The organism is Paenibacillus sp. B01, assembly GCF_009649995.1.
GTDB lineage: Bacteria > Bacillota > Bacilli > Paenibacillales > Paenibacillaceae > Paenibacillus_O > Paenibacillus_O pasadenensis.
In genome coordinates this window covers 2,502,544-2,524,967 of the sequence record NZ_CP045802.1, presented here as the reverse complement: position 1 = coordinate 2,524,967, position 22,424 = coordinate 2,502,544, and the positions used below count along the sequence as shown (strand labels likewise).

The window sequence follows — 22,424 nt, the reverse complement described above, 5'->3', positions numbered from 1 at the left end:
CCCGATGCACGCCGGGGGCTCATCCGATTTCATATTCCTATACTATAACATTGGGCGAGTTTTATGACAAACGGATCAGCCCGACACGGATTCGTCGCCGTAAGGCTTGTTCACATCATGCTCCTCGAGGAACTTGATGTCGAAGCGGCCGCCCAGGAAAATCGGATGCTCCAGCAGCTTGAGATGGAACGGAATCGTCGTCTTGATGCCCTCGATCGCGAACTCGGACAAAGCGCGCTTCATGCGGTTCACCGCTTCGGCGCGGGTCGGAGCCCATACGATCAGCTTGGCGATCATCGAGTCGTAGTGAGGCGAGATCGTATAGCCCGGATAAGCCGAGCTGTCGACGCGGACGCCGACGCCGCCAGGCGGCAGGTAGAAGCCGATCTTGCCGGGCGACGGCATGAAGTTGCGCTCGGAGTCCTCGGCATTGATGCGGCATTCGATCGACACGCCGTCGATCTGCAGCTCCTCCTGGCGGAAGGACAGCGGATTGCCCTCGCAGACCGAGATCATTTCCTTGATGAGGTCGATGCCGGTAATCATCTCCGTCACTGGATGCTCGACCTGGATCCGGGTATTCATCTCCATAAAGTAGAACTGGCCGTCGGGACCGAGCAGGAATTCCAGCGTGCCGGCGCCGCAATACTCGACGGCCAGCGCGGCGCGAACCGCCGCCTCGCCCATCCGCTCGCGCAGCTCGGGGCTGAGCACCGGACAAGGCGCCTCCTCGACCAGCTTCTGGCGGCGGCGCTGCACGGAGCAGTCCCGCTCGAACAGATGCACGGCGTTGCCGTGGCGGTCGGCCATGATCTGGATCTCGACATGCTTCATGCCCGTCAAGTATTTCTCCAGATAGACGCCGGCGTTGCCGAACGCCTTTTGGGCTTCCTGCTGCGCCGTCGTGATCTGCTGCACGAGCGCCTCCTCGTTCTCGGCGATGCGGATGCCCTTGCCTCCGCCTCCGGCCGTCGCCTTGATGATGACCGGATAGCCGATGCCTCGCGCGATGCGCACCGCTTCGTCCAGATCCTCGATGATGCCGTCGGAGCCGGGAATGACCGGCACGCGCGCGTCCTTCATCGTCTGCTTGGCCATCGCCTTGTCGCCCATGCGGCTGATCGCCGACGGGGACGGTCCGATGAAGGTGATGTTGCAGGATTCGCAGATCTCCGCGAAGTCGGCGTTTTCGGCGAGGAAGCCGTAGCCCGGATGGATGGCGTCGCATTCGGTGAGCGTCGCCACGCTCATGATGTTCGTCAGGTTCAGGTAGCTGTCCTTGGACAGCGTCGGCCCGATGCAGTAGGCCTCGTCGGCGAGGCGCACATGCAGCGAGTCCCGGTCCGCCTCGGAATAGACGGCGACGGTCGAGATGCCGAGCTCGCGGCACGCCCGGATGATCCGCACGGCGATTTCGCCGCGGTTGGCGATCAGGATTTTTTGGAATTTCAACGCGCTTGTCTCCTCCTCACGCACCATGCTTATTCGGGACGAACCGTGAACAGCGGCTGGCCGTACTCCACCAGCTGGCCGTTCTGCACGAGCACTTCCACGATCTCGCCGCGGACCTCGGCCTCGAGCTCGTTCATCAGCTTCATCGCCTCGAGAATGCAGACGACGCTCTTCTCCGTCACCTTGCTGCCCGGCGAGACGTACGGAGGGCTGTCCGGCGTGGAGGCGGCATAAAACGTGCCGACCATCGGCGATACGATCTGGTGCAGGTTCTCCTTCGGCGCGGCCGAAGCCGCCGGAGCGGCGGAAGCCGGCGCAGCAGCCGCGACGGAAGCCGCAGGCTCGGCTGCCGGAGCCGTATATGTAGAGATCGCCGGCGCACCTTGCACGAAGACGGTTTCGGCCTTGCCCGGCTTGCGGATCGCAAGCTTCGTTCCTTCGTTCTCGATCTCGAACTCGTGCACGGAAGTCTGGTCGATCAGCTTGATCAGCTCTTTGATTTCATTAAGTTTGAACAATGCGATTCACTCCTTCGACGATTGCAGCTTGAAAGGCGTACTCACTCATGCCCAAGCGCGGCCATGGCCAGGGGCCTTGCAGCGCATCCGGGGCCATGACGTAGTGTATTATAGCACATGGCCCCTCCGAGGACGAGTCATTCTGCCAAACTCGGGAACGAACCTCCTCTTCGGGACGCCGCCCGGCCTGCGAGCAGCCGAAAAGGGGCTTTCCGGATCGCCCGGAAAGCCCCTCGTTTGCCGCCTACGGCAGGTACTGCACGAGCACGTCGCCCGCGTTCACGTCGAGCGCCGCGCTGACCGTAGAGATGATCGCGGCCGCCTGGCTGCGCTCCAGCTTCTGGCTTTGGACGACGACCTTGACCGCATCGCCGTTCTCGTCGATGACGACGTTCTTGAACTCCTTCTCCAGCTGGCCGCGCAGCTCCGTCAGCTTGCTCTGGCGCTCCTCGAAGCCCTCCAGCTCCGTGACGGCCTTGGCGGACGTCTCGCTGTCGCTCTTGACGTCGGAAATCTTCTGCATGATCTTGTCGTATTCCGCGTTGACCCGCTCCTGCGAGCGGAGGCCGAGCTCCGTGAACTGGCTGGAGGAGCCGCTCGACTCATACTGCTGCAGCACCGCCTGATCCTCCGGCGACAGCCCGCCGTCCGCAGCGGTCTCCTTGTCTGCGCCCGCCGCGTCCTTGCCTGGCTCTGCCGACTCCGCCGACTCCGCCGTCTCCGCCGCTTCCGCGGCCGCTTCAGCGTCCAGCGCGCCGTCGCCCGTCACCTGCTGCACTTCGATGCCGTCCGTCTGCGACACCTCGGCCGCTCCCGCCTGCGTCTGGGCCGTATCGGCCAAGCCTTTCGTACCCGCATCCTCCGTGAACAGATAATAAGCGGACAGCACGACCATCAGGCTAAGCATCGACACCAGCCAGATCGTTTGACGTTTGGAATTCATCGTTCATATCCCTCCTTGGATTGGTTTACCGCTTTTCCCGCTCGCTTGCGCTTGCCGCCGCCCCGCTTCAGCCCGTCTTGCGAGGCACGATCGAGATCGCCGAGAGCGGCACGTCCATGCCGCGCTCGACCGCCTCGGCGATGATCCTCCTGACGGTGGCGTTCTCCGCCCCGTTCGCGACGACCAGCACCCCCCGGACCTTCGGCTTGACGATCTTGGTGACGACCGGCTTCTGCTCGCCGGACACCTCGTACATGACGATCTTGCCGCTGCTCGTCATCTGCGTCACATGACGCTTTCCGCCTGACTTGTCGGTCTCGTCCGTCACCTGCTGCGACGTATTGTCGTCCTTGCCCCAGACGTTCTCCTCGGTAGAGTCGACCGTGACCAGCACGTCGACCTCGCCGACGCCGACGATCTTCTCCAGAATATCCTTGAGCCGCGCTTCCAGCGGCGCCTCGATGCCGCCGAAGTCCGTGCCCGGCGACTGCACGCGGCCGCCGAGCGCCGCCTGATCCTCCGCTGCCGGCGGCGGGGCCGCGTCGCCGCTCGGCAGCGTGCCGACATCCCGGAAGTTCAGGACGTTGCCGGCCAGAATGAGCAGCACGCCGATCCCCCCGAGCACGAGCAGCCAGCGCAGCGACTTGATGCGGCTCGGCCCTTCGGCTCCTCCGGCAGCCGCCTGCCGCAGCTTTTCCCACCAATTGGCCAAAAGGCCTCCCCTCCCTTCAGCTGCCGTCCGCCGGCTCCAGCTCTACGCTCACCTGCGCCGCTCCGATCGGCCAGGACCCGCTCACGATCTGGCGGATCCGGCTCTCCAGCCGCGCGTCCGCCTTTCTCGGCGAGGCCTCCCCCATGCCGGCCATCGCCTCCTGCGCCTCCGGCTCCGACAAGCGCACCTCGACCGGCTCGACCGGCTTCACCGGCTCGATCGAAGCTTCTCCGGCGGAGGCATCGTCTGCCGCGGCCGCTTCTGCCGGCAGGACCTCGCCGCTCGGCGCAGCCGCCAGCCGCACGTTCACGCTGCGGATCTCCCCGCCGCCTTGCCCGTCCCAGGCGACGGCGGCCGCGACTTCCTTGACCGCCGCCCCCGTCTCCCGCTCGACCGCTTCCCGAATGCCCATCTCAAGCTGGGTCCGGGCCAAAGCGACCGCCTGCTCGCCGGAGCGGCCGGCTGCGATCTCGGCTTGCCGCAGAATCTCGTCCAGCGAAGGCATCTTCACCTGGGAGCGCTCCAGCTCGCGGTTCCATTCGCGGTAGCCGGTCTCGAGCCGGGTCTGGAAATCGCCCTGCACGAGGCGCAGCAGCGGCGTCAGGATGACGAGCAGCACGATCAGGCCGGTGACGAGCCGCGCATAGCGCTGCATCCGCTGGTTCGGCAGCAGCAGGTCGACGAGGGCAGCCAGCAGGACGACTGCGACGACGTCTTTCAGCCAGGAGCTCAGCCAGTCCAGCATGCCGCTCCTCCTCCTCTCCTCTCGCCGCGGTTCCGCCTCATCGCATCATGATCGCGGCGTTGCCGGCGGTGAGCAGGATCGTGACCGCGAGGAAGAACATCAGGCTCACCGCCGCCAGCGCGCCGAACACATAGAGCATCGTCTTGCCGATCGTGCTCAGGCAGGTCGTGATCGGGCTCGCTCCGAGCGGCTGGAGCACCGCTCCGCAGGCGTTGTAGATGACGGCGAGCACGAGGATCTTGATCGCCGGGAAGGCGCTGATGAACAGCAGGATGATGACGCCTGCGAGCCCGACCGCGTTTTTCGCCAGCATCGACGCCGAGATGACCGTGTCGGCCGCGTCGGAGAACGTCTTGCCGACGACCGGGACGAAGCTGCCGCTGATGAACTTCGCCGTCCGCAGCGTCACTCCGTCGGTCATCGAGCCGGTCGCCCCCTGGATCGAGACGACGCCGAGAAAGACGGTCAGCATGACTCCGAGCAGCCCCGCTCCGATCGTGCGCAGCATGTTCGCCAGCTGTGTCACCTTGAAGCGGTCCGACATCGCGCTGGCGATGTGGAGGACGGCCGAGAAGAACAGGAGCGGAAAGACGACCGTGTAGATGAGCGTGCCGACCAGATGGACCATGAAGATGATGACCGGATGCAGCAGCGTCACGGTGGCGATGCCTCCGGAGCTGGCGATCAGCGTCATGAGCAGCGGCACCATCGCCATCATGAACTGGATCATCGTCTCGATCGCGTCCTTGGCGTAGCCGATGGCGACGTGGAAGCTGTTCACCGCCAGCACGATCAGCACCATGTAGGCGACCGCGTAGGCGACCTGGCTGACCGTCTGCCGCTCGAACGCCGACTGCAGCGTCTGCAGGATCGAGCTGAACACCGCGAGCAGCACGATCGAGACGAGCAGCTTGCCGTTGTAGAGCACCTCATGCGTCAGCATCGCGAGCAGGCCCTTGAGCACGTCCGACGCCTTCAGCCCTTGTCCGCCCGGCGCGACCATCTCGAGGAAGCTCGGCATCGTGCCTTCCGGAAAATAGCCACCGTACTGCCGGACGAGATCGTCCCAGTACGACTCGACCGCATCGGTGCCGTAGCTCTGCGCCTGCTCGCGCGCCAGCTCCTCCGTGATGCCGGCCGCCGTTCGGCTGCCGTCTCCGCCGTCCGGAGGCTGCGCCGAAGCGGCGGGCGCGAGGCCGAGACCCCATGCGGCGAGCAGCAGCCACAGCAGCGCCAGCTTGAACCGCATCCTTCTCACCCCCCGGCCGGCAGCAGGCCGACGACCGTCTCGACGATGACGTTGATGATCGGCACCGCGAGCACGAGAATCAGCACCTTGCCGGCGAACTCGACCTTGGACGCCACGCCTTCCGCTCCGGCATCCCGGATGATCTGGGCGGCGAACTCCGCGATATAGGCGATGCCGATCATCTTCAGGATCGTCTTGAGGTAGACCGAAGGGATGCCCGAGCGCTCCGCCAGCTGCTGCATCGTGCCGATGACCGCCTCGATGCGGCCGATCATGAGCAGGAAGATGAAGATGCCGGCGAACATCGCGAGCAGGAACGCGAAGAGCGGCTTCTGCTCCTTGAGGACGAGCACCAGGATCGCGGCGAGCAGCCCGATGCCTGCAATGTGTACCATTTCCATAAGCGTCTCCCGTCCCGCCGCCGCTACTGGAACAGGAAGATCGTCTTGATCTCCTGGAACAGGTCGTTCAGCATGCGCACGACCATGAAGAGCACGACGACGAATCCGATCAGCGTTACCCAGTGCGCCATGTCTTCCTTGCCCATCTGCTTCAGCACCGTGTGGATCATGGCTACGATGATGCCGATGCCGGCGATCTGGAAGATGGCGCTTATATCCATTGTCATGTCATCGGCACCCCTAAACGATCAGTATGACGACCAGCGCGGCAAGGAGGATGCCGAGCGCGCGGGACAGCTTCTCGTACCGCGCCTGGTCGTCCCGGGCGCCGCTTTCCTCGGCGAGCAGCTGCTGCTGCGCCAGCTTCAGATGCTTGAGCTGGTCCTCCCGATCGCTCATGCCGAGGATCGAGCCGAGCCGGCGGAGCGAGGCGAGCTCAGGCGCCTTCAGCGCCGTTCTCGGCCCGTAGGCTTGGATCGAGGCTTCCCAGCCGGCTTGGAAATCGGCGCTGCGTCCGCTCTCGATGTCGTCGGCCGGAGACAGCAGCATCGAGGCGAGCGGCTCGCTCGTCTGCGCCGCGACTCGGCGCAGCGCCTCGGGCAGCGGCGTGTAGCCGTAGCCGATCTCCGTCTCGAGCCGCTGCAGCCCGTGCGCCAGCTCGCGCAGCTGCTTCGGACGGCGGGCGAAGCGCGCCGCCTGCAAAAACCCGATGAGCGTGCCGGCGATCAGCACCAGCACCGCGCCCGCCGCCTTAATCACCGCTCCGCCCTCCTTTGCCCGTCGCTGTCGGCTCCCGGGCCGTCGGCGCTCCCCGCAGCAGCGGTCCGGCAAGCACGGCCGCTGCGCCAGGATCCGAGGCCGTTCCCGCTGCCGGCAAGCGATGCGTCCGCATGCGGAACCCGGTCCGATCCCGGCTCAGCGCGACGACGCGGGCGAACGCTCCTTCGTCCAGCAGCTCGCGCAGGATCGGCCGGCCTCTCGCCTCTTCCAGACTCGAGGCGTGGGCGGTGGCGAGCACCGCTACGCCGGCATGCGCCGCTTCCCGCAGCGCCGCCGCGTCTTCCGGACGGCCGATCTCGTCCGCTGCGATAATCTCCGGCGACATCGAGCGGAGCATCATCATCATGCCTTGAGCTTTCGGGCAGGCGTCCATCACGTCGGTGCGCGGACCGACGTCGAAGGAAGGAATGCCCCGCACCGAGGCCGCGATCTCGGAGCGCTCGTCCACGACGGCAACCCTTCTCCCCGGCCAGCCTGCCAGGCTCGCGCCCGGCCAGCTGCCGGCGCTCGCCATCCGCACGAGATCGCGCAGCAGCGTCGTCTTGCCCGTGCGCGGCGGCCCGATCAGCAGCGTCGAGTGCAGCGAGCGGCGCGCGGCGTCGACGAGGCTTTCCGCCAGCGGCTCGGCCGATCCGACCGTCTCGCGGGCGATCCGCAGGTTGAACGCGCCGATGTCGCGGATCGCCTTCACTTCTCCGCCCTCCAGCACCGTCCGGCCGGCCAGCCCGACCCGATGGCCGCCGGCGACCGTGATGTAGCCCTTGCGAAGCTCCTCCTCCATCGCATAGAGAGAGTGGTTGGTCAGCTGGCCGAGCAGCTTGCGGCAGCAGGCCGCGTCGGGCCGGAACGCCTCCAGCGGAACGTCCGTCCAGCCGCCGCCGCGTCCAAGAAAGCCGGAGCGGCCGCCGGCGACAAGCTCGAGCGGCCTGTCCTCGCGGATCCGCACTTCTTCCAGCTGGTCCAGCACCGCCTCGGGCAGCGTTCCGATGCGCTCCTTCAGCTCCGGCGGCAGCAGATGTCCGATGGCTGTCAGCATATCCTTTCACCTCCCCTGGATTCGTCCGGGTCCAAGCCGGGCTTGGCTCTTTCCGCATGATTAAATGTATGCCCGCCTGTCCGCAATATGCCTTCGAATCTAGCGGCGGCTCTATTTTTTGAGCACGCCGATCAGTAGGCAGGCGACGCCTGTCCCGATCCACAGCATCCGCGACGGCGACAGCTTGTCGGACAGGCCGATGAGGCCGATCGCCGTCGTCGTCAGCAGCACGATCGGACCGACGAGCGCCAGCGCGGAGTTGACCGCGAGCGCCTTGTCCACCTGGTTGAGGCGCAGCATGAGCAGCGCCGCCATGATCTCGATCGAGCCCGAGACGAGGCGCAAGGATGCCATCGCGGCGACAGCTTTGTTCAACATGAGTCCGTTCCCCCTTTCGACCCGCTAGATTGATGTAACGGCTTGGTCCAGTCTATGAGCCGGATGGCGGAATTATGGCCCGTCCCGCATCAAGCGAAGGAGCTTGAAGGCGGCGAGGGCGAGCTTGAAAGGTGCAAGGCTGGTCAGCGCGCCGAGGCGGGGCAAGCGGGACAGCACGCGGACTTGAGGCAAGCGGGACAGGCGGGACAGCGCGCGGACTCGAGGCAAGCGGGACAGGCGCGGTTGACGGGGCATTGAGGCAGGAGAGCTGTTTCGAGGCGACTGAGGATGACGCATGCGCGTTGATATAGTTCGGACGTATGGCGGGGCTCTAACGATGGGGCTGTATGGCATCGCGGCTTGACATGTTGATAGGCCGTAGGCGTACGGTGTTCCTTTTCAGGGGGGACGGCGAGGCAACGACGATTCAGCTCGTTAGAAGGCATATTTCGGCTGCCAGGAAAATCTTGCGATTCGTGAGGAGCTTAGATCCAGATCAGCAGCGGTCAGACGCCATTTATAGGGTCAACTCGCTCTTCTAAGCAGCTGATTCGTCATTGCTTGTCAGGAGGATGGCGAAAACAGCCTTCTAAGCGCATGGGACGTCGTTACGGTCGAAGAGGTATACGAGGAAGAGCGTTCACCCACGCTCCCCTGCGGGGAGCGACGTCAAAGGAGGCGACGAGCGTCAGCGGAAACCGAGTTTCAATCCAAGACCCTACCGTTCGCCAATCGCTCCTGAACATGCGGGTATATGCAGGTAAAGAAACGTTCACCTGATCGGATGCGTCCGTTGCGAGCCGCTCGACTTCCCCCTATTTCGCAAAAAAGTCCAGCCTCTGGGGAGAGGCTGGACTTTTCCAATAATCAATCCTTGAACAATAGCAGCAGCAATCAAGCAGCATGTCGGCCAAGACGCTCCGCCGCCCTGGCGGCGGGCCTACTGCCCGCTTACCAAGTTGCTCCGCCGCCTTAGCGGCGGGCCTACTGCCCGCTTACCAAGATGCTCCGCCGCTCTAGCGGCGTTCCGAAGGTCCGCCGACGAACACCTGCTCCGCCGTGTCGAGGCCGTACGTCGTGTGCAAAGCGCGCACGACGTCCTGCAGCGGCTCGGCCGCGATGACGCAGGAGGTCTTGATTTCCGACGTGCTAACCATCTTGATGCTGACGCCGAGATCGGAGATGGCGCGGAACATGCGGGCCGCGACGCCCGGGTTGCTGACCATGCCCGCTCCGACGATCGACACCTTGACGAGGCCCGTCTCGGAGGTCGTCTCGCGGTAAGGAACTTCCGAGCGGATGCCGGCGATGATCGACACCGCCTGCTCGGCGTCGCCGCCGGCTACGGTGAAGCTGAAGTCGGCCTTGCCGTCCTGCACGCCGCTCTGCACGATCATGTCGACGTCGATGCCGCCGTCCGCCAGCGCGCCGAAGACGCCGGCGAGCACGCCCGGCACGTCCTCGACGCCCAGAATGCTGATGCGAGCGACATCCTTGTCGAATGCGATTCCGCGTACTACGATTCCTTGTTCCATGACCGCTTCCTCCTTGACCGTCGTTCCTTCGTTGTGCGTGAAGCTGGAGCGAACGACCAGCTTGACGTTGTTGTGCTTGGCGTACTCCACCGCGCGCGGATGAAGCACGGCTGCGCCTAGATGCGCCAGCTCCAGCATCTCGTCGTACGAGATCTCCGGCAGCTTGCGCGCGTTCTTGACGACGCGCGGATCGGTTGAGTAGATGCCGTCCACGTCAGTGAAGATCTCGCACACATCCGCCTCGATCGCCGCCGCGAGCGCGACCGCCGTCGTGTCGGATCCGCCTCGTCCAAGCGTCGTGATCTCGCCTTGCTCCGTCATTCCTTGGAAGCCCGCGACGATCACAATACCGCCTTCCTCCAGCGCCGCGTGGATGCGGTCGGGCTGGATGTCCGTGATGCGCGCCTTGCCGTGCAACGGCTCCGTGCGGATGCCTGCCTGCCAGCCCGTCATCGATACGGCCTTGCGGCCCATCGCATGTATCGTCATCGACAGCAGAGCGACCGAAATCTGCTCTCCCGTCGTCAGCAGCATGTCCATCTCCCGTGCCGGCGGATTCGGATTCAGCCGTTTGGACTGGTCGATCAGATCGTCCGTCGTATCTCCCATCGCCGATACGACCACGACGACCTTATGGCCCGCATCCCTGTTCTCCACGATCCGTTGTGCTACTCGCTGCATGCGTTCCGTCGTGCCGACCGAACTGCCGCCGAACTTCATTACGATCAACGACACCGCTGTCTCACTCCCCACCTATAGCTGTTGCAATCAAGTATCGATTATAGCACACTCCCGCATTGCAGAGTAGATGTTTCAAATCATGCTCCCCGGCGGGGAACGACGGCCGGTATCCCGTTGGATCTCGAGGCCGTGGAGTTTCAATCCACGCTCCCCTGCGGGGAGCGACATCTGCTTCATTTCCAAAATGCACGACTCTTTGCTGAGTTTCAATCCACGCTCCCCCACGGGGAGCGACCGTCACCCCCGCCCGAACAAGACGAGCATGGCGGCCAGTTTCAATCCACGCTCCCCCACGGGGAGCGACATCTTGAGACGTTGTCTCATATAAAGAACCAGACGTTTCAATTCACGCTCCCCCACGGGAAGCGACGATCGTTGTGCATCGGCGTCGCGTCTCGCCAGGCGGCGTTTCAATCCACGCTCCCCCACGGGGAGCGACCCTTGTTTATTATGATAGAGGCTTTTGTGGAGAGTTTCAATCCACGCTCCCCCACGGGGAGCGACGTTCCGCGAACGTCCGCAGGCCGTGCGTCAGTCGTTTCAATCCACGCTCCCCCACGGGGAGCGACTCACGAACGGGTGTTCGGTGATATGTTAGCTTCCGTTTCAATCCACGCTCCCCCACGGGGAGCGACGCTTTTTGCGTCGTGGTAGTGGTAGTCAAGGGGTGTTTCAATCTACGCTCCCCTGCGGGGAGCGACGTCGCGGACGTGCTGCAGGCGCTGGGTGTGTCCGTGTTTCAATCCACGCTCCCCTGCGGGGAGCGACATACGACGCACCACCCAGTTGATCGCCCAGATCAGGTTTCAATCCACGCTCCCCTGCGGGGAGCGACTCCAAGACCTCGGGAAAATCGCAGGCGTCCTCCAGTTTCAATCCACGCTCCCCTGCGGGGAGCGACATAACGGCCAGTCGACGATGGCCGGCAAGTAGCAGTTTCAATCCACGCTCCCCTGCGGGAGCGACGCCCTCTTCTCCTTTTCGCGGCTCTGGCTCGGTGTTTCAATCCACGCTCCCCTGCGGGGAGCGACACGGATCGCAGGTCTTTGCCAATTTCCCGCTGCGGTTTCAATCCACGCTCCCCTGCGGGGAGCGACGAGTCGAGAATGAGAATTATCGGTATCTGCGAATGGTTTCAATCCACTCTCCCCTGCGGGGAGCGACGACGTTCGCAGGCTTCATACGATTGCGGCTTTTGCGTTTCAATCCACGCTCCCCTGCGGGGAGCGACTGCATGCACAGCTTCCATCATTTGCATATATGAGTTTCAATCCACGCTCCCCCACGGGGAGCGACGCAGGAGGCGCGGGAGTCGATCCAGCGGCAATGGTTTCAATCCACGCTCCCCCACGGGGAGCGACTAAAGTAGCGCATTGTGGATATGCCGATATATGGGTTTCAATCCACGCTCCCCCACGGGGAGCGACAGAAAAAGCAATTCAAGCCATTATTAAAGAATTGGTTTCAATCCACGCTCCCCCACGGGGAGCGACGTCGATGGTCTACCGGCAACTCATGCGTCTTATTGTTTCAATCCACGCTCCCCCACGGGGAGCGACTCCAGCACGTCGCGAATGACCGTGCCGAACGAGCGTTTCAATCCACGCTCCCCCACGGGGAGCGACTAGTGACGAACCACCGTGAAGCCCTTCGATTCGAGGTTTCAATCCACGCTCCCCCACGGGGAGCGACGACGTCGCGCCCGCGCCGGTGCCAGTTGGACAAGGTGTTTCAATCCACGCTCCCCCACGGGGAGCGACCAGCATGGTTCACGCCTTTCCAACCCCGCCGGCGTTTCAATCCACGCTCCCCCACGGGGAGCGACCGACTATATGGCGATCCTCGCCAAGGCGGGAAAAGTTTCAATCCACGCTCCCCCACGGGGAGCGACCTCGACCGTACTTCCGAATAGGGCCTCGCCTGGGGTTTCAATCCACGCTCCCCCACGGGGAGCGACAGCAGCTGAAGCTATTTTGACTCTTAAACACGAACGTTTCAATCCACGCTCCCCCACGGGGAGCGACCGTCGGGCCTTCCGCCGAACAGCGAGAAAGGGTGTTTCAATCCACGCTCCCCCACGGGGAGCGACAGCAAATAACAGCGCTTTCAGCGCTGAAAAGTCATTTCGGCAACTGTTGCTACTATAAAATAAGCATAAGTTTAGACTTGACAAAAATCAAGACTGCGATTTTTCGATCGAATTCGACAATTTTCGAGGTGCGAATCTACTAGAGAATTCATGGGAGCTTGGCATTCGCACCGGCCGCAACAGGCTCCCGCTCGAGGCCGCCAAAATAACAAAAAAGCCGTCCGGCAAGCCGGACGGCCTTGCAAATCCCACAACCGATCTCCGCCAAAGCGGAGCGGCACGGTCGGACAAGCGTCTAGGCGCGGGAGATGTAGCGGCCTTCGCGCGTATCGATCAGCAGCAGGTCGCCTTCGTTGATGAACAGCGGCACCTGGACGGTGTAGCCGGTCTCGAGCGTCGCGTTTTTCGTCGCGCCTTGAGCCGTGTTGCCTTTGACGCCCGGCTCGGTCTCGGCGACCTTGAGCTCGACGCTGTTCGGCATCGTGATGCCGATGATCTCGCCCTTGTAGCTGGCGATGTTGACGTTCATGTTTTCTTTGAGGAAGTTGATCTCCCACTCCAGCTGCTTCTTGTCGAGGTTGAACTGGTCGAAGGACTCGTTGTCCATGAACGTATATTCGGAGCCGCTGTTGTACAGGTACTGCACTTCGCGGTTCTCGACATGGGCGCGGCCGAGCGTCTCGCCGGCGCGGAACGTCTTCTCCACGATGTTGCCGTTGCGCAGGTTCTTCAGCTTGGAGCGGACGAACGCCGCGCCTTTGCCCGGCTTAACGTGCTGGAACTCGATGACGGTGAAGATGTCGGTATCTACTTCGATCGTAAGGCCGGTCTTGAAATCATTCACTGAAATCACGGGTGATTCCTCCTAAGATGGGTTTTAAAGCGTGATGAGCTGCTTGGTCGACGAGGTCAGGATGCGGATGCCGTCATCTGTCAGGACGATGTCGTCCTCGATCCGCACGCCCCCGAAGCCCGGAATGTAGATGCCCGGCTCGACGGTGACGACCATGCCCGGCACGAGCACGATGTCGCTGCGGACGGACAAGGACGGCTGCTCATGCACTTCCATGCCGAGGCCGTGGCCAAGGCTGTGCCCGAACCGGTCTCCGTAACCGTGCTTGGCGATGACGTCGCGCGCCAGCGCGTCCGCCTGCTTGCCGGTCATGCCGGGACGGATATGCTCCAGCGCATGCAGCTGCGCCTCGAGCACGATGTCGTAGATCTCGCGGTGCTTGTCCGACACCTGGCCGACGGCGACCGTACGGGTGATGTCGGAGCAATAGCCGCGGTAGAGCGCGCCGAAGTCCAGCTTGACAAACTCGTTGCTGCCGATGACGCGGTCGCTCGCCACGCCATGAGGCAGCGCCGAACGCTCGCCGGAGGCGACGATCGTATCGAAGCAGGACGAGGCCGCGCCGCCGGAGCGCAGGAACACCTCAAGCTCGAGCGCGATGTCGGACTCCTTCATGCCGGGCTTGATCAGACCTTGGATGTAGGAAAAGGCGCGATCGGCGAGGTCGGCGGCTTCCTGCATGACCGCCAGCTCCGCCTCGTCCTTGATCATCCGCAGCTCCTCGACGAGGCCGGGAACGGGTACGAGCTCGACGCCCTGCAGCGTCTTGCTCCATTTGGCGAACTGGGCGTACGTCGTATGGTTCTCCTCGAAGCCGAGCTTCGACAAGCCGGCCCCGCGCAGCAGGTCGCCGATCGAAGCGATCGGATCCGGACCGTGCTCGACGATGTCGAAGCCGTGGACCTGCTCCGCCGCCTGCTCCGTGTACCGGAAATCGGTCAGGAACCAGGCCCGGTCCGCGGCGACGAGCACCCAGCCGGCCGATCCCGTGAATCCGCTTATGTATTGCCGATTGTATGCGCTGCCGATGAGAAGCGCCTCCAACCCTTGACTTGCCAGCTTCTCGCGAAGCTTGTCCAGCCGTTGCGCCATGTGCCGGCCACCTCCTTCAAGCTATTGATCGCTCTTCTCGCCTACTGTCCTCCGGCCTTCAGATGGTCGAGCAGCGCCGTCAGACCGAGCGAGTAGCTCGCCGGTCCAAAGCCGGCGATCTGTCCGATCGCGGCCGCGGCCGTCACCGAGACATGCCGGAACGCTTCCCGCTTGTGGATGTTCGACAGATGGACCTCCACCGCCGGCACCGACACCGAGCCCAGCGCGTCCCGCAGCGCGTAGCTGTAATGCGTGAGCGCTCCGGGATTGAGGAGGATGCCGTCGGCCGATCCATGGGCGGCATGGATCAGGTCGATCAGCTCGCCCTCATGGTTGGACTGGCGGAACTCCAGCTCCGCGCCTGCGGTCTCGGCGATGCCGCGGAGCATCGCTTCGATGTCCTGGAGGGTTGCCGAGCCATAGATGCCCGGCTCCCGAACGCCAAGCATATTGAGGTTCGGACCATTCAATACGAGAATACGGATCATTCCGCGCCTCCCATGCCCAGACGTTGAAAAAAAGGCTACTTGCCATTCTACCACAACCGGGCAGCGGTTGAGAAGGGCCTCACGGCTCCTTGCGAGGCTCGCGGGAGGCTTCGTCGTTGAATTCAAATGCGATCGAATAGCCGATGAACATGCCCCAGACGATGAACAGGCTGATCTCCGTGAAGATGGAATTCCAGCCGATCCGGGTGACCGGCTCCATCATGCCGAGCAACGGGCCGAACGCGAGGAAGAGCAGCGTCCACCAGAGCAGTCCGTAGAAAAACCCCGCCCACGGCCCCCGGAAGCGCCCGAGCAGCAGCTTGTACAAATAAGCCGCGACGATCGAGAACACGATGAACGCCGCGATGCCCGTCCCATGTCCCCAGCCGGTGACGAGGAACGAGCGGCGGAAGAACGGATCGGCCAAAAAGGCCGGCAGCACGGAGGTGAACTTGAAGGTATAAAGCAGCCAGCGGATCGTCCCCCAGAACAGGCCGGCCCAAAACCCGAGCGAAGCGCAGTACGACCATGGGTTCGTGACGCGGCGGGAGCGGCGGGAGCGGCGCGATGCCGACGAGGCCTCGCGGGAAGCGGCGGATGCGCTCATGTCGATAATTCCTCCTTGTTAGACCGTTGTCGCAGGTAGTATGCGCCAATGCCGCCAGGATTACCGCGGCCGCCGAGGCGATCGCACGCTGGCAATGGCTGGTGCCATCAAGTACAATAGAAGCATGCCAAGCAGGCGGCCTTCGCGGCCGTCCGAGACCTAGAGGAAGGTGAGCTTCGTTGCCAGAACCAACTACATCCATCTACGGCGGACAAGCGGTGATCGAGGGCGTCATGTTCGGCGGACGCAACGTCAACGTCACCGCCGTCCGGCGCAAGAATGACGAGATCGCCTACTATGAAGTGCCCGCCAGCCGCAAGAAGCCGTGGTATCAGCCGCTCAAGAAAGTGCCGTTCGTGCGCGGCGTCATCGGCATCCTCGAGTCAAGCGCGAGAGGCTCGCAGCATCTGAACTTCTCGATGGAAGCCTATGCCGAGGACAACGAGGAAAAGGACGAGGCGTCCGCTGCCGATTCCTCCAAGCCCAAGCCGGAAAAGAAGGAAGGCTGGAGCCTCGCCATGGTGTTCGGCGTCGCCGTCGCCGGCGTCATCAGCTTCATCCTCGGCAAGGTCGTGTTCACTGCCGTGCCGGCGATCGTCGAGGACCTGCTTTTTCAAGGCCGGTTCGGGAACATCGTCATCCACAACCTGCTCGAGGGCGCGATCAAGATCCTGTTCCTGCTCGCTTATCTGTACTTGCTCTCGCTCACGCCGATGATCAAGCGGCTGTTCCAATACCATGGCGCCGAGCATAAGGTCATCACCGCCTACGAGCACGGAGACGAGCTCACCGTCGAGAACGTGCAGCGCCGCACGCGTCTCCATTACCGCTGCGGCAGCAGCTTCATCATTTTCTCGGTGCTCGTCGGCGTCATCGTCTATTCTTTCTTCACTTGGGATACGCTATGGGAGCGGGTCTACATCCGGCTGCTGCTGCTCCCGGTCGTGCTCGGCGTCTCCTACGAGGTGCTGCGCTTCACCAACTCGCTGCGCGAGGTGCCGGTGCTCCGCTTCCTCGGCTATCCGGGCCTCTGGCTGCAGCTGCTGACGACCAAGGAGCCGACCGACGACCAGGTGGCGGTCTCCATCGCTTCGTTCAAGCGGATGCGCGAGCTTGAGCAGCAGGTCAACGAGCCCCAGCCGGCCGGCGCAGCCGTATAATATCCACCCTATCGCGAAAGGCGGAATGAACGTGAAGCGTAGAACGGCGACGATCTGGATGGCCGTGCTGGCTTTCCTAGCCCTCATCGGCCTGGTTCAAATGGTGTTGAGCCGCAACTTTACCGCCCTGCTGCCGCTTGTCGTGCTGGCGCTGATCTTCGGCCTGTACCGGCTGAGCCCAGCCGGGCGGGCGAGCCGCGCCGCGCGGCCCCGCGTCAAGCCAGGCCGCGCGGCCGCTGCTTCTTCCGCCGGCAAGCCTCGCCAGGCTGCCGCGGCCAAGCCGCGTTCGCGCAAGGCTTCCCCGTTCCGCGTCATCGAAGGCGGCAAGGACGAGGACGGCATGCCCAAATATCACTGATGCCGAATGGCACGGGAAACAAAAAAGAAGCGCCCCAGTCGGGGCGCTTCTTTTTTTGGCAGGGAAGCGGCGGCTGTCCCGTAAAAACAGGAGGAAGTGCCTGCCGACAGGCGCTTCCTCCCGCTCTCCGGCTCCACAGCCCGGCTCAGCTATCCGCTTCAAGCTCGCCGCGCAGTCCGCGGAGCGATTCGAGCCGCTCGCTGTCGCGGCGGAAATATTCGACGAGCGTCTCGATGCAGGTGATCGAATCCCAGCTCAGATGATGCTCGATCCCTTCGACGTCGCGATAGATGTTCTCCTCCTGCACCCCGATCAGCTCCAGGAACTCCTCGAGCAGATGATGGCGCTCGACAAGGCGCTTGCCCATTTTTTTGCCTTTGCTGGTCAAAACGAGTCCCCGATACTTCTCATAAATGAGGTATTGGTCTTTGTCCAGCTTCTGGATCATCTTGGTGACGGACGAGGGATGGACCTCCAGCCCCTCCGCGATGTCGGAGACGCGGGCGTACCCTTTCTCCTCGATCAGCTTGTAGATCCGTTCCAAATAATCCTCCATGCTCGGTGTAGGCATGCGACCCCTCCTAACCGGCCGTACACCTGCGCAGGGTGACTGCCATGCTCCTTAGTATCATACAACGTAAAGAATCGCCCTCGCAACTTGCCCCTCTCCTGAATGTACCGGATTGCCGGCGCTCCGCAGCGGTCAAAATAAGCTTGTTTTCCGTTCTCCCATCCCGATCGAGCAAGGAGGCCGCCGACCTTGAGCACCACGATGGAAAGACCCCCCGCTAGGCTCGAATCGTTCGTACCGGAGCTGGTCTATTTTGAGCCGGATGCGCTGAGCTATCCGAAGGGCAAACGGATCTACGAATGGGCGGTCCAGCAAGGACTGCCCGTCCGCATGACGACCTCGCACAACCGGATCACCGATCTGCCCGGCGAGTCGGAGCTGGAGAAATACCGGATCGCCAAGCGCACGCTTGTCGTCGGCCTGCGCAAGACGCTGAAGTTCGATACGTCGAAGCCGTCCGCCGAATATGCCATTCCGATCGCCACCGGCTGCATGGCCCATTGCCATTACTGCTACCTGCAGACGACGCTCGGCGCCAAGCCGTATGTGCGCGTCTACGTCAATACCGAGGAGATCATGGACGCGGCGCGCGGCTATATCGCGGAGCGGGCGCCGCAGATCACCCGTTTCGAGGCGGCCTGCACGTCCGATCCGGTCGGACTCGAGCCGATCAGCGGCTCGCTCGCCGAGCTGATCGAGTTCATGGCGGACCAGGAGCTCGGGCGGCTGCGATTCGTCACCAAGTTCCACCATGTCGACTCTCTGCTCGGACTGCGGCATAACGGCCATACGCGCATCCGCTTCAGCGTCAACGCCCGCTATGTCATCAAGAACTTCGAGCCGGCGACCTCCAGCTTCGAGCAGCGGATCGAAGCGGCCGGGAAGGTCGCCCGCGCCGGCTATCCGATCGGCTTCCTGATCGCGCCGATCATCTGGCATGACGGCTGGGAGGAAGGCTATGCCGAGCTGCTGGACAGGCTCGCCAAGGCGCTGCCGTCTGGAGTGCCCGATCTGACGTTCGAGCTGATTCAGCACCGCTTTACGAAAACGGCAAAAAATACGATTGAAAAGCGCTACCCGAAGACGAAGCTTGAGATGGACATCGAAAAGCGCAAGTACAAATGGGGCCGCTGGGGACAGGGCAAGTACGTTTATCCCGATGAACAGGCAGATGCGCTCCGGATGTTCATCTCGGAGCGCATCTTTGACCGCTTCCCCCAGGCGACGATCGATTACTTCACCTGAGGCAGCGATGTTCTAGAACTTGAGCCAGTCCGGCGTGATGCTGTTCAGATAGACCGTAATGATGTACATGCGGTCGGTGAACAGCAGCACCCCCATGACGAGCATCAGCCCGCCGCCGAGCTTCATCAGCAGCGACGAATACTTGAGGATCCAGCGGGCGGAGCCGATGAAGAACGCCAGCAGGAAAAACGGAATGGCGAAGCCGAGCGCGTAGGCGGTCGTCAGGCTGAACCAGGTGCCGGGATCCGACGCGGCGAGCGCCAGGATGCCCGCCAGGATCGGTCCGATGCAGGGCGACCAGCCCGCCGAGAAGCCGATGCCGAAAATAAAGGAGCCGAGATAGCCCGAGCCTCTCTTGACCGGCAGCTTGAAATCCCGCATGAGCGCTCGCGGCTGGAACAGGCCGAGCAGGAACAATCCCATCAGCATGATGAGGATCGCCGACAGCATGCGGATCAAATCCTGATAATCGGAGAACAGCTCCGCGAACTTGTTCGTGCTGTAGCCGAGCGTGTAGTAGACGACCGAGAAGCCGAGAATGAAGAACAGCGTGTGGGTCATTGTCCGCCGCCGCACTTCCGCTCCCGGCTTTTCGCTTTTCAGATCGGCGACCGAGATGCCCGTAATATAGGAAAGATACGAAGGATAGAGCGGCAGGCAGCACGGCGAGATGAACGATGCGATCCCGCCGATGAACGCCAGGCCGATATTGATGCTGGACATGGCTGGGGCGATTCCCCTTTCGGTGATGCGAGTGGAAGCCTGGCCTTACTTCACGACCGCGCCGTTCGGCATCGAGTCCGGCACCGTCGCCAGCGTCAGCTGATCGCCCTGCGAAGCGGCCAAAATCATGCCGCGCGAAAGCTCTCCTCTAAGCTTGACCGGCTTGAGGTTCGTCACGCAGATGACTTTGCGCCCGACGAGCTCCTCCGGCTTGTAGAACTTGGCGATGCCGGAGACGACCTGACGCTGCTCGAAGCCGAGGTCGAGCTGCAGCTTGAGCAGCTTGTCGGCCTTCGGCACCGGCTCGGCGGCGATGACCTGGGCGACGCGCAGCTCCACCTTGGCGAAGTCGTCGATGCCGATCTCCTCCTTGAGCTCCGGCGCCTCCACCGGCTCGGCGGCCGCAGGCAGCGCCGCGGCCGATGCCGCGGCTTCGGCTGCTGGAGCCTCGGCCGGTTTGGAGCCGCCGGAGATCGCGCTCACGATGTAGGCGATCTCTTCCTCGGCGTCGAGGCGCGGGAACAGCGGGCTGCCCTTGGCGACGCGCGTGCCGCCCGGCAGGGAGCCGAACTCGCGCGCGCTGTCCCATGAGGCGAGCGGGCCTTCCTCGACGCCGAGCTGGACGCGGATCTCCCTCGGCGCGCGGGACATGAACGGCGTCAGCAGCACGGAGACGATGCGCAGCGACTCGGCCAGATGATGCATCGCGGAGGCGAGCTCGGCGCGGCGCGCCTCGTCCTTGGCGAGCACCCACGGCTGCGTCTCGTCGATGTATTTGTTCGTGCGGCTGACGAGCTGCCAGATGGCCGAGAGCGCGACGGAGAACTGCATCGACTCCATCGCTTCCTCGACGGCGGCGATGGAATCGGCCGCCTGCTTCTCCAGCGCCTCGTCGAACGGCGTGACCTTGCCGGCATAGGCCGGAATCTCGCCGCCGAAGTATTTGTCGATCATCGCGACCGTCCGGTTCAGCAGATTGCCGAGGTCGTTGGCGAGATCGAAGTTCAGCCGCTCGACGAAGCCTTCCGGCGTGAACGTGCCGTCCGAGCCGAACGGCACCTCGCGCAGCAGGAAGTAGCGCAGCGCGTCCAGTCCGTAGCGGTCAAGCAGCACGACCGGGTCGATGACATTGCCTTTGGACTTGGACATCTTGCCTTCCTTGACGAGCCACCAGCCGTGGCCGAACACCTTTTTGGGCAGCGGCAGGTCGAGCGCCATCAGCATGATCGGCCAATAGATCGTATGGAAGCGCACGATCTCCTTGCCGACGAGATGCACGTCCGCCGGCCAGAACTTGCGGTAGGCCGACTCGTCGTCCGAGCCGTAGCCGAGCGCGGTGATGTAGTTGGAGAGCGCGTCGATCCATACATAGATGACATGCTCCGGGTCGTTCGGCACCTGGATGCCCCAGTCGAACGTCGCGCGCGATACGGCCAGATCCTCGAGCCCCGGCTTGATGAAGTTGTTGATCATCTCGTTTTTGCGCGACTCCGGCTGGATGAATTCCGGATGCTCCTCATAGTAGCTCAGCAGCCGGTCGGCGTACTTGCTCATGCGGAAGAAATAGCTCTCCTCCTTGACCAGTTCGACCGGGCGGCCGCAGTCGGGACAGTTGCCGTTCTCGAGCTGGCGCTCCGTGAAGAACGACTCGCATGGCGTGCAGTACCAGCCCTCGTATGTTCCTTTGTAAATGTCGCCCTGATCCAGCAGCTGCTTGAAGATCTTCTGCGCGGACAGCTTGTGGCGCTCCTCCGTTGTGCGGATGAAGTCGTCGTGGCTGATCTCGAGCTTCGCCCACAGCTTTTGAATCTCCGAGACGTTGCGGTCGAGGAACTGGATCGGCGTGAGGCCTTCTTCCTTGGCGGAGCGCTCGATCTTTTGGCCATGCTCGTCAGTGCCGGTCAGGTACCAGACGTCGTAGCCGCGCGCGCGCTTGTAGCGCGCCATCGCGTCGCCGGCCAGCGTGCAGTAGGCGTGGCCGATATGCAGCTTGCCGCTCGGATAGTAGATCGGAGTCGTGATATAGAACGATTTGGTCTCGCTGGACATGGGGATCCCTCCGGATTTTCTTTTGAAAAAAAACAAAAAGCCCCCGTCCGCCATGGGACGAGAGCGGGAGCGCTTCGTGGTACCACCCAAATTCCCTTCGCCGCGGGGCCGGATGCCGGCTGCGGGGAAGGCTTCGTGCGCCGCCTCCGAGCTGGAGGCGACGGGGACCGGTAACGTCGGCCTGACGTCCGCGCCTGGCGCTTCCGCCGGCTAGGCGGAGCGATCGGAGCGGATTCCTCCGGGGCCATCTTCATCCCGCTCCTCCGGCCGGCTTGCACCGTCGAGCCCGGCTCTCTGAGAGCGGAGGCTGCGGAACTACTCTTCCCATCATTGGAAATTCGATATGGTACGGTAATGATACCGAATGGCGGCCGGACCTGTCAAGGAAGCTACGGCACCGGATCGTAGCCTCCCGGATGGAACGGGTGGCAGCGCAGGATGCGCCTCGCCGCCAGCCAGGAGCCTTTGGCTGCGCCATGCTTCTCGATCGCTTCGAGCGCGTAGGCCGAGCAGGTCGGATAAAAGCGGCAGGTCGGCGGCTTGAGCGGCGAAATGACCTTGCGATACACATGGACCGGCGCCTGCACGACGCGTTTCATCCCCACTCCCTGCTCCCCCTTCCTATGAAATGCTTGTGCTTCCTTCTATTGTGAAGGAGCGCCTATGCGAATGCAACCGAATCGCTTGGCGCGATATCGA

Annotated in this window: 23 protein-coding genes and 1 CRISPR repeat array; of the genes, 3 read left to right on the top strand and 20 right to left on the bottom strand. The window is 63.1% G+C overall.

Annotated features, from left to right (window positions below; genetic code table 11):
- Positions 1-75: 75 nt before the first annotated feature.
- The 16 genes from accC to GE073_RS10720 all read right to left on the bottom strand — a co-directional run bounded on the left by accC (position 76) and on the right by GE073_RS10720 (position 15,619).
- The gene (accC, locus tag GE073_RS10795; RefSeq protein WP_153783455.1) at positions 76-1,452 is read right to left on the bottom strand and encodes an acetyl-CoA carboxylase biotin carboxylase subunit; all 1,377 of its coding nucleotides are present in this window, start codon (positions 1,450-1,452) and stop codon (positions 76-78) included.
- A gap of 29 nt (positions 1,453-1,481) precedes the next feature.
- The gene (gene accB / locus GE073_RS10790; protein WP_028599859.1) at positions 1,482-1,970 is read right to left on the bottom strand and encodes an acetyl-CoA carboxylase biotin carboxyl carrier protein; all 489 of its coding nucleotides are present in this window, start codon (positions 1,968-1,970) and stop codon (positions 1,482-1,484) included.
- A gap of 244 nt (positions 1,971-2,214) precedes the next feature.
- Entirely contained in the window at positions 2,215-2,913 is a 699-nt protein-coding gene (locus GE073_RS10785; RefSeq protein ID WP_101809010.1) for a SpoIIIAH-like family protein, read from the bottom strand.
- Between the two features lie 67 nt (positions 2,914-2,980).
- Positions 2,981-3,625 (bottom strand): stage III sporulation protein AG, encoded by a 645-nt coding sequence (spoIIIAG, locus tag GE073_RS10780; RefSeq protein ID WP_028599861.1) that lies wholly within the window; start codon positions 3,623-3,625, stop codon positions 2,981-2,983.
- Positions 3,626-3,641: 16 nt separating this feature from the next.
- Positions 3,642-4,370, bottom strand: coding sequence for a stage III sporulation protein AF (gene spoIIIAF / locus GE073_RS10775; protein ID WP_153783454.1), 729 nt, complete (start codon positions 4,368-4,370; stop codon positions 3,642-3,644).
- A 37-nt stretch (positions 4,371-4,407) separates the two neighbouring features.
- On the bottom strand, positions 4,408-5,619 hold the full coding sequence (spoIIIAE, locus tag GE073_RS10770) for a stage III sporulation protein AE (protein ID WP_052333436.1): 1,212 nt from the start codon (positions 5,617-5,619) through the stop codon (positions 4,408-4,410).
- Between the two features lie 5 nt (positions 5,620-5,624).
- The gene (gene spoIIIAD, locus GE073_RS10765) at positions 5,625-6,020 is read right to left on the bottom strand and encodes a stage III sporulation protein AD (protein ID WP_153783453.1); all 396 of its coding nucleotides are present in this window, start codon (positions 6,018-6,020) and stop codon (positions 5,625-5,627) included.
- 23 nt (positions 6,021-6,043) lie between these two features.
- Entirely contained in the window at positions 6,044-6,247 is a 204-nt protein-coding gene (gene spoIIIAC, locus GE073_RS10760) for a stage III sporulation protein AC (RefSeq protein ID WP_028599864.1), read from the bottom strand.
- 13 nt (positions 6,248-6,260) lie between these two features.
- Positions 6,261-6,779 carry a stage III sporulation protein SpoIIIAB gene (gene spoIIIAB, locus GE073_RS10755; RefSeq protein WP_101809008.1) on the bottom strand — a complete coding sequence of 173 codons (519 nt, stop codon included), beginning with the start codon at positions 6,777-6,779 and terminating at the stop codon, positions 6,261-6,263.
- Positions 6,772-7,836 (bottom strand): stage III sporulation protein AA, encoded by a 1,065-nt coding sequence (gene spoIIIAA / locus GE073_RS10750; protein WP_219623329.1) that lies wholly within the window; start codon positions 7,834-7,836, stop codon positions 6,772-6,774. Before spoIIIAA ends, spoIIIAB begins: the two co-directional genes overlap by 8 nt.
- Before the next feature lie 111 nt (positions 7,837-7,947).
- Positions 7,948-8,214: a YqhV family protein gene (locus GE073_RS10745; protein WP_028599866.1), complete on the bottom strand. Its 267-nt coding sequence runs from the start codon at positions 8,212-8,214 to the stop codon at positions 7,948-7,950.
- 1,016 nt (positions 8,215-9,230) lie between these two features.
- A complete protein-coding gene (locus GE073_RS10740) occupies positions 9,231-10,484 on the bottom strand; it encodes an aspartate kinase (protein ID WP_028599868.1) in 1,254 nt (417 codons plus the stop codon).
- A 1,004-nt stretch (positions 10,485-11,488) separates the two neighbouring features.
- A CRISPR array of direct repeats spans positions 11,489-12,579; the repeat unit is 32 nt; unit sequence GTTTCAATCCACGCTCCCCCACGGGGAGCGAC.
- 295 nt (positions 12,580-12,874) lie between these two features.
- Positions 12,875-13,432 (bottom strand): elongation factor P, encoded by a 558-nt coding sequence (gene efp / locus GE073_RS10735; RefSeq protein ID WP_028599869.1) that lies wholly within the window; start codon positions 13,430-13,432, stop codon positions 12,875-12,877.
- A 24-nt stretch (positions 13,433-13,456) separates the two neighbouring features.
- Positions 13,457-14,524, bottom strand: coding sequence for a M24 family metallopeptidase (locus GE073_RS10730; RefSeq protein ID WP_028599870.1), 1,068 nt, complete (start codon positions 14,522-14,524; stop codon positions 13,457-13,459).
- Between the two features lie 41 nt (positions 14,525-14,565).
- Positions 14,566-15,012: a type II 3-dehydroquinate dehydratase gene (aroQ, locus tag GE073_RS10725; RefSeq protein WP_028599871.1), complete on the bottom strand. Its 447-nt coding sequence runs from the start codon at positions 15,010-15,012 to the stop codon at positions 14,566-14,568.
- 79 nt (positions 15,013-15,091) lie between these two features.
- Positions 15,092-15,619, bottom strand: a complete 528-nt coding sequence (locus GE073_RS10720; protein WP_153783452.1) for a YqhR family membrane protein — start codon at positions 15,617-15,619, stop codon at positions 15,092-15,094.
- A gap of 179 nt (positions 15,620-15,798) precedes the next feature.
- Here GE073_RS10720 and GE073_RS10715 point away from each other — a divergent pair, with 179 nt between their 5' ends.
- Together GE073_RS10715 and GE073_RS10710 are read left to right on the top strand one after the other, a co-directional pair.
- Positions 15,799-16,779 (top strand): DUF1385 domain-containing protein, encoded by a 981-nt coding sequence (locus GE073_RS10715; protein ID WP_153783451.1) that lies wholly within the window; start codon positions 15,799-15,801, stop codon positions 16,777-16,779.
- A 31-nt stretch (positions 16,780-16,810) separates the two neighbouring features.
- A complete protein-coding gene (locus tag GE073_RS10710; protein ID WP_153783450.1) occupies positions 16,811-17,137 on the top strand; it encodes a hypothetical protein in 327 nt (108 codons plus the stop codon).
- Between the two features lie 145 nt (positions 17,138-17,282).
- Here the strand turns inward: GE073_RS10710 and mntR are convergent, their stop codons facing one another.
- Positions 17,283-17,708, bottom strand: coding sequence for a transcriptional regulator MntR (gene mntR, locus GE073_RS10705; RefSeq protein WP_028599874.1), 426 nt, complete (start codon positions 17,706-17,708; stop codon positions 17,283-17,285).
- 201 nt (positions 17,709-17,909) lie between these two features.
- Here mntR and splB point away from each other — a divergent pair, with 201 nt between their 5' ends.
- Complete coding sequence (gene splB / locus GE073_RS10700) at positions 17,910-18,953, top strand: spore photoproduct lyase (protein ID WP_043111623.1); 1,044 nt, start codon at positions 17,910-17,912, stop codon at positions 18,951-18,953.
- A 12-nt stretch (positions 18,954-18,965) separates the two neighbouring features.
- On the opposite strand, the gene GE073_RS10695 is transcribed toward splB, so the two are convergent.
- The 3 genes from GE073_RS10695 to yidD all read right to left on the bottom strand — a co-directional run bounded on the left by GE073_RS10695 (position 18,966) and on the right by yidD (position 22,324).
- Complete coding sequence (locus GE073_RS10695; protein WP_028599876.1) at positions 18,966-19,676, bottom strand: cytochrome c biogenesis CcdA family protein; 711 nt, start codon at positions 19,674-19,676, stop codon at positions 18,966-18,968.
- Between the two features lie 45 nt (positions 19,677-19,721).
- Positions 19,722-21,725 (bottom strand): methionine--tRNA ligase, encoded by a 2,004-nt coding sequence (metG, locus tag GE073_RS10690; RefSeq protein ID WP_028599877.1) that lies wholly within the window; start codon positions 21,723-21,725, stop codon positions 19,722-19,724.
- 389 nt (positions 21,726-22,114) lie between these two features.
- Complete coding sequence (gene yidD, locus GE073_RS10685; protein ID WP_153784714.1) at positions 22,115-22,324, bottom strand: membrane protein insertion efficiency factor YidD; 210 nt, start codon at positions 22,322-22,324, stop codon at positions 22,115-22,117.
- Positions 22,325-22,424: the final 100 nt, after the last annotated feature.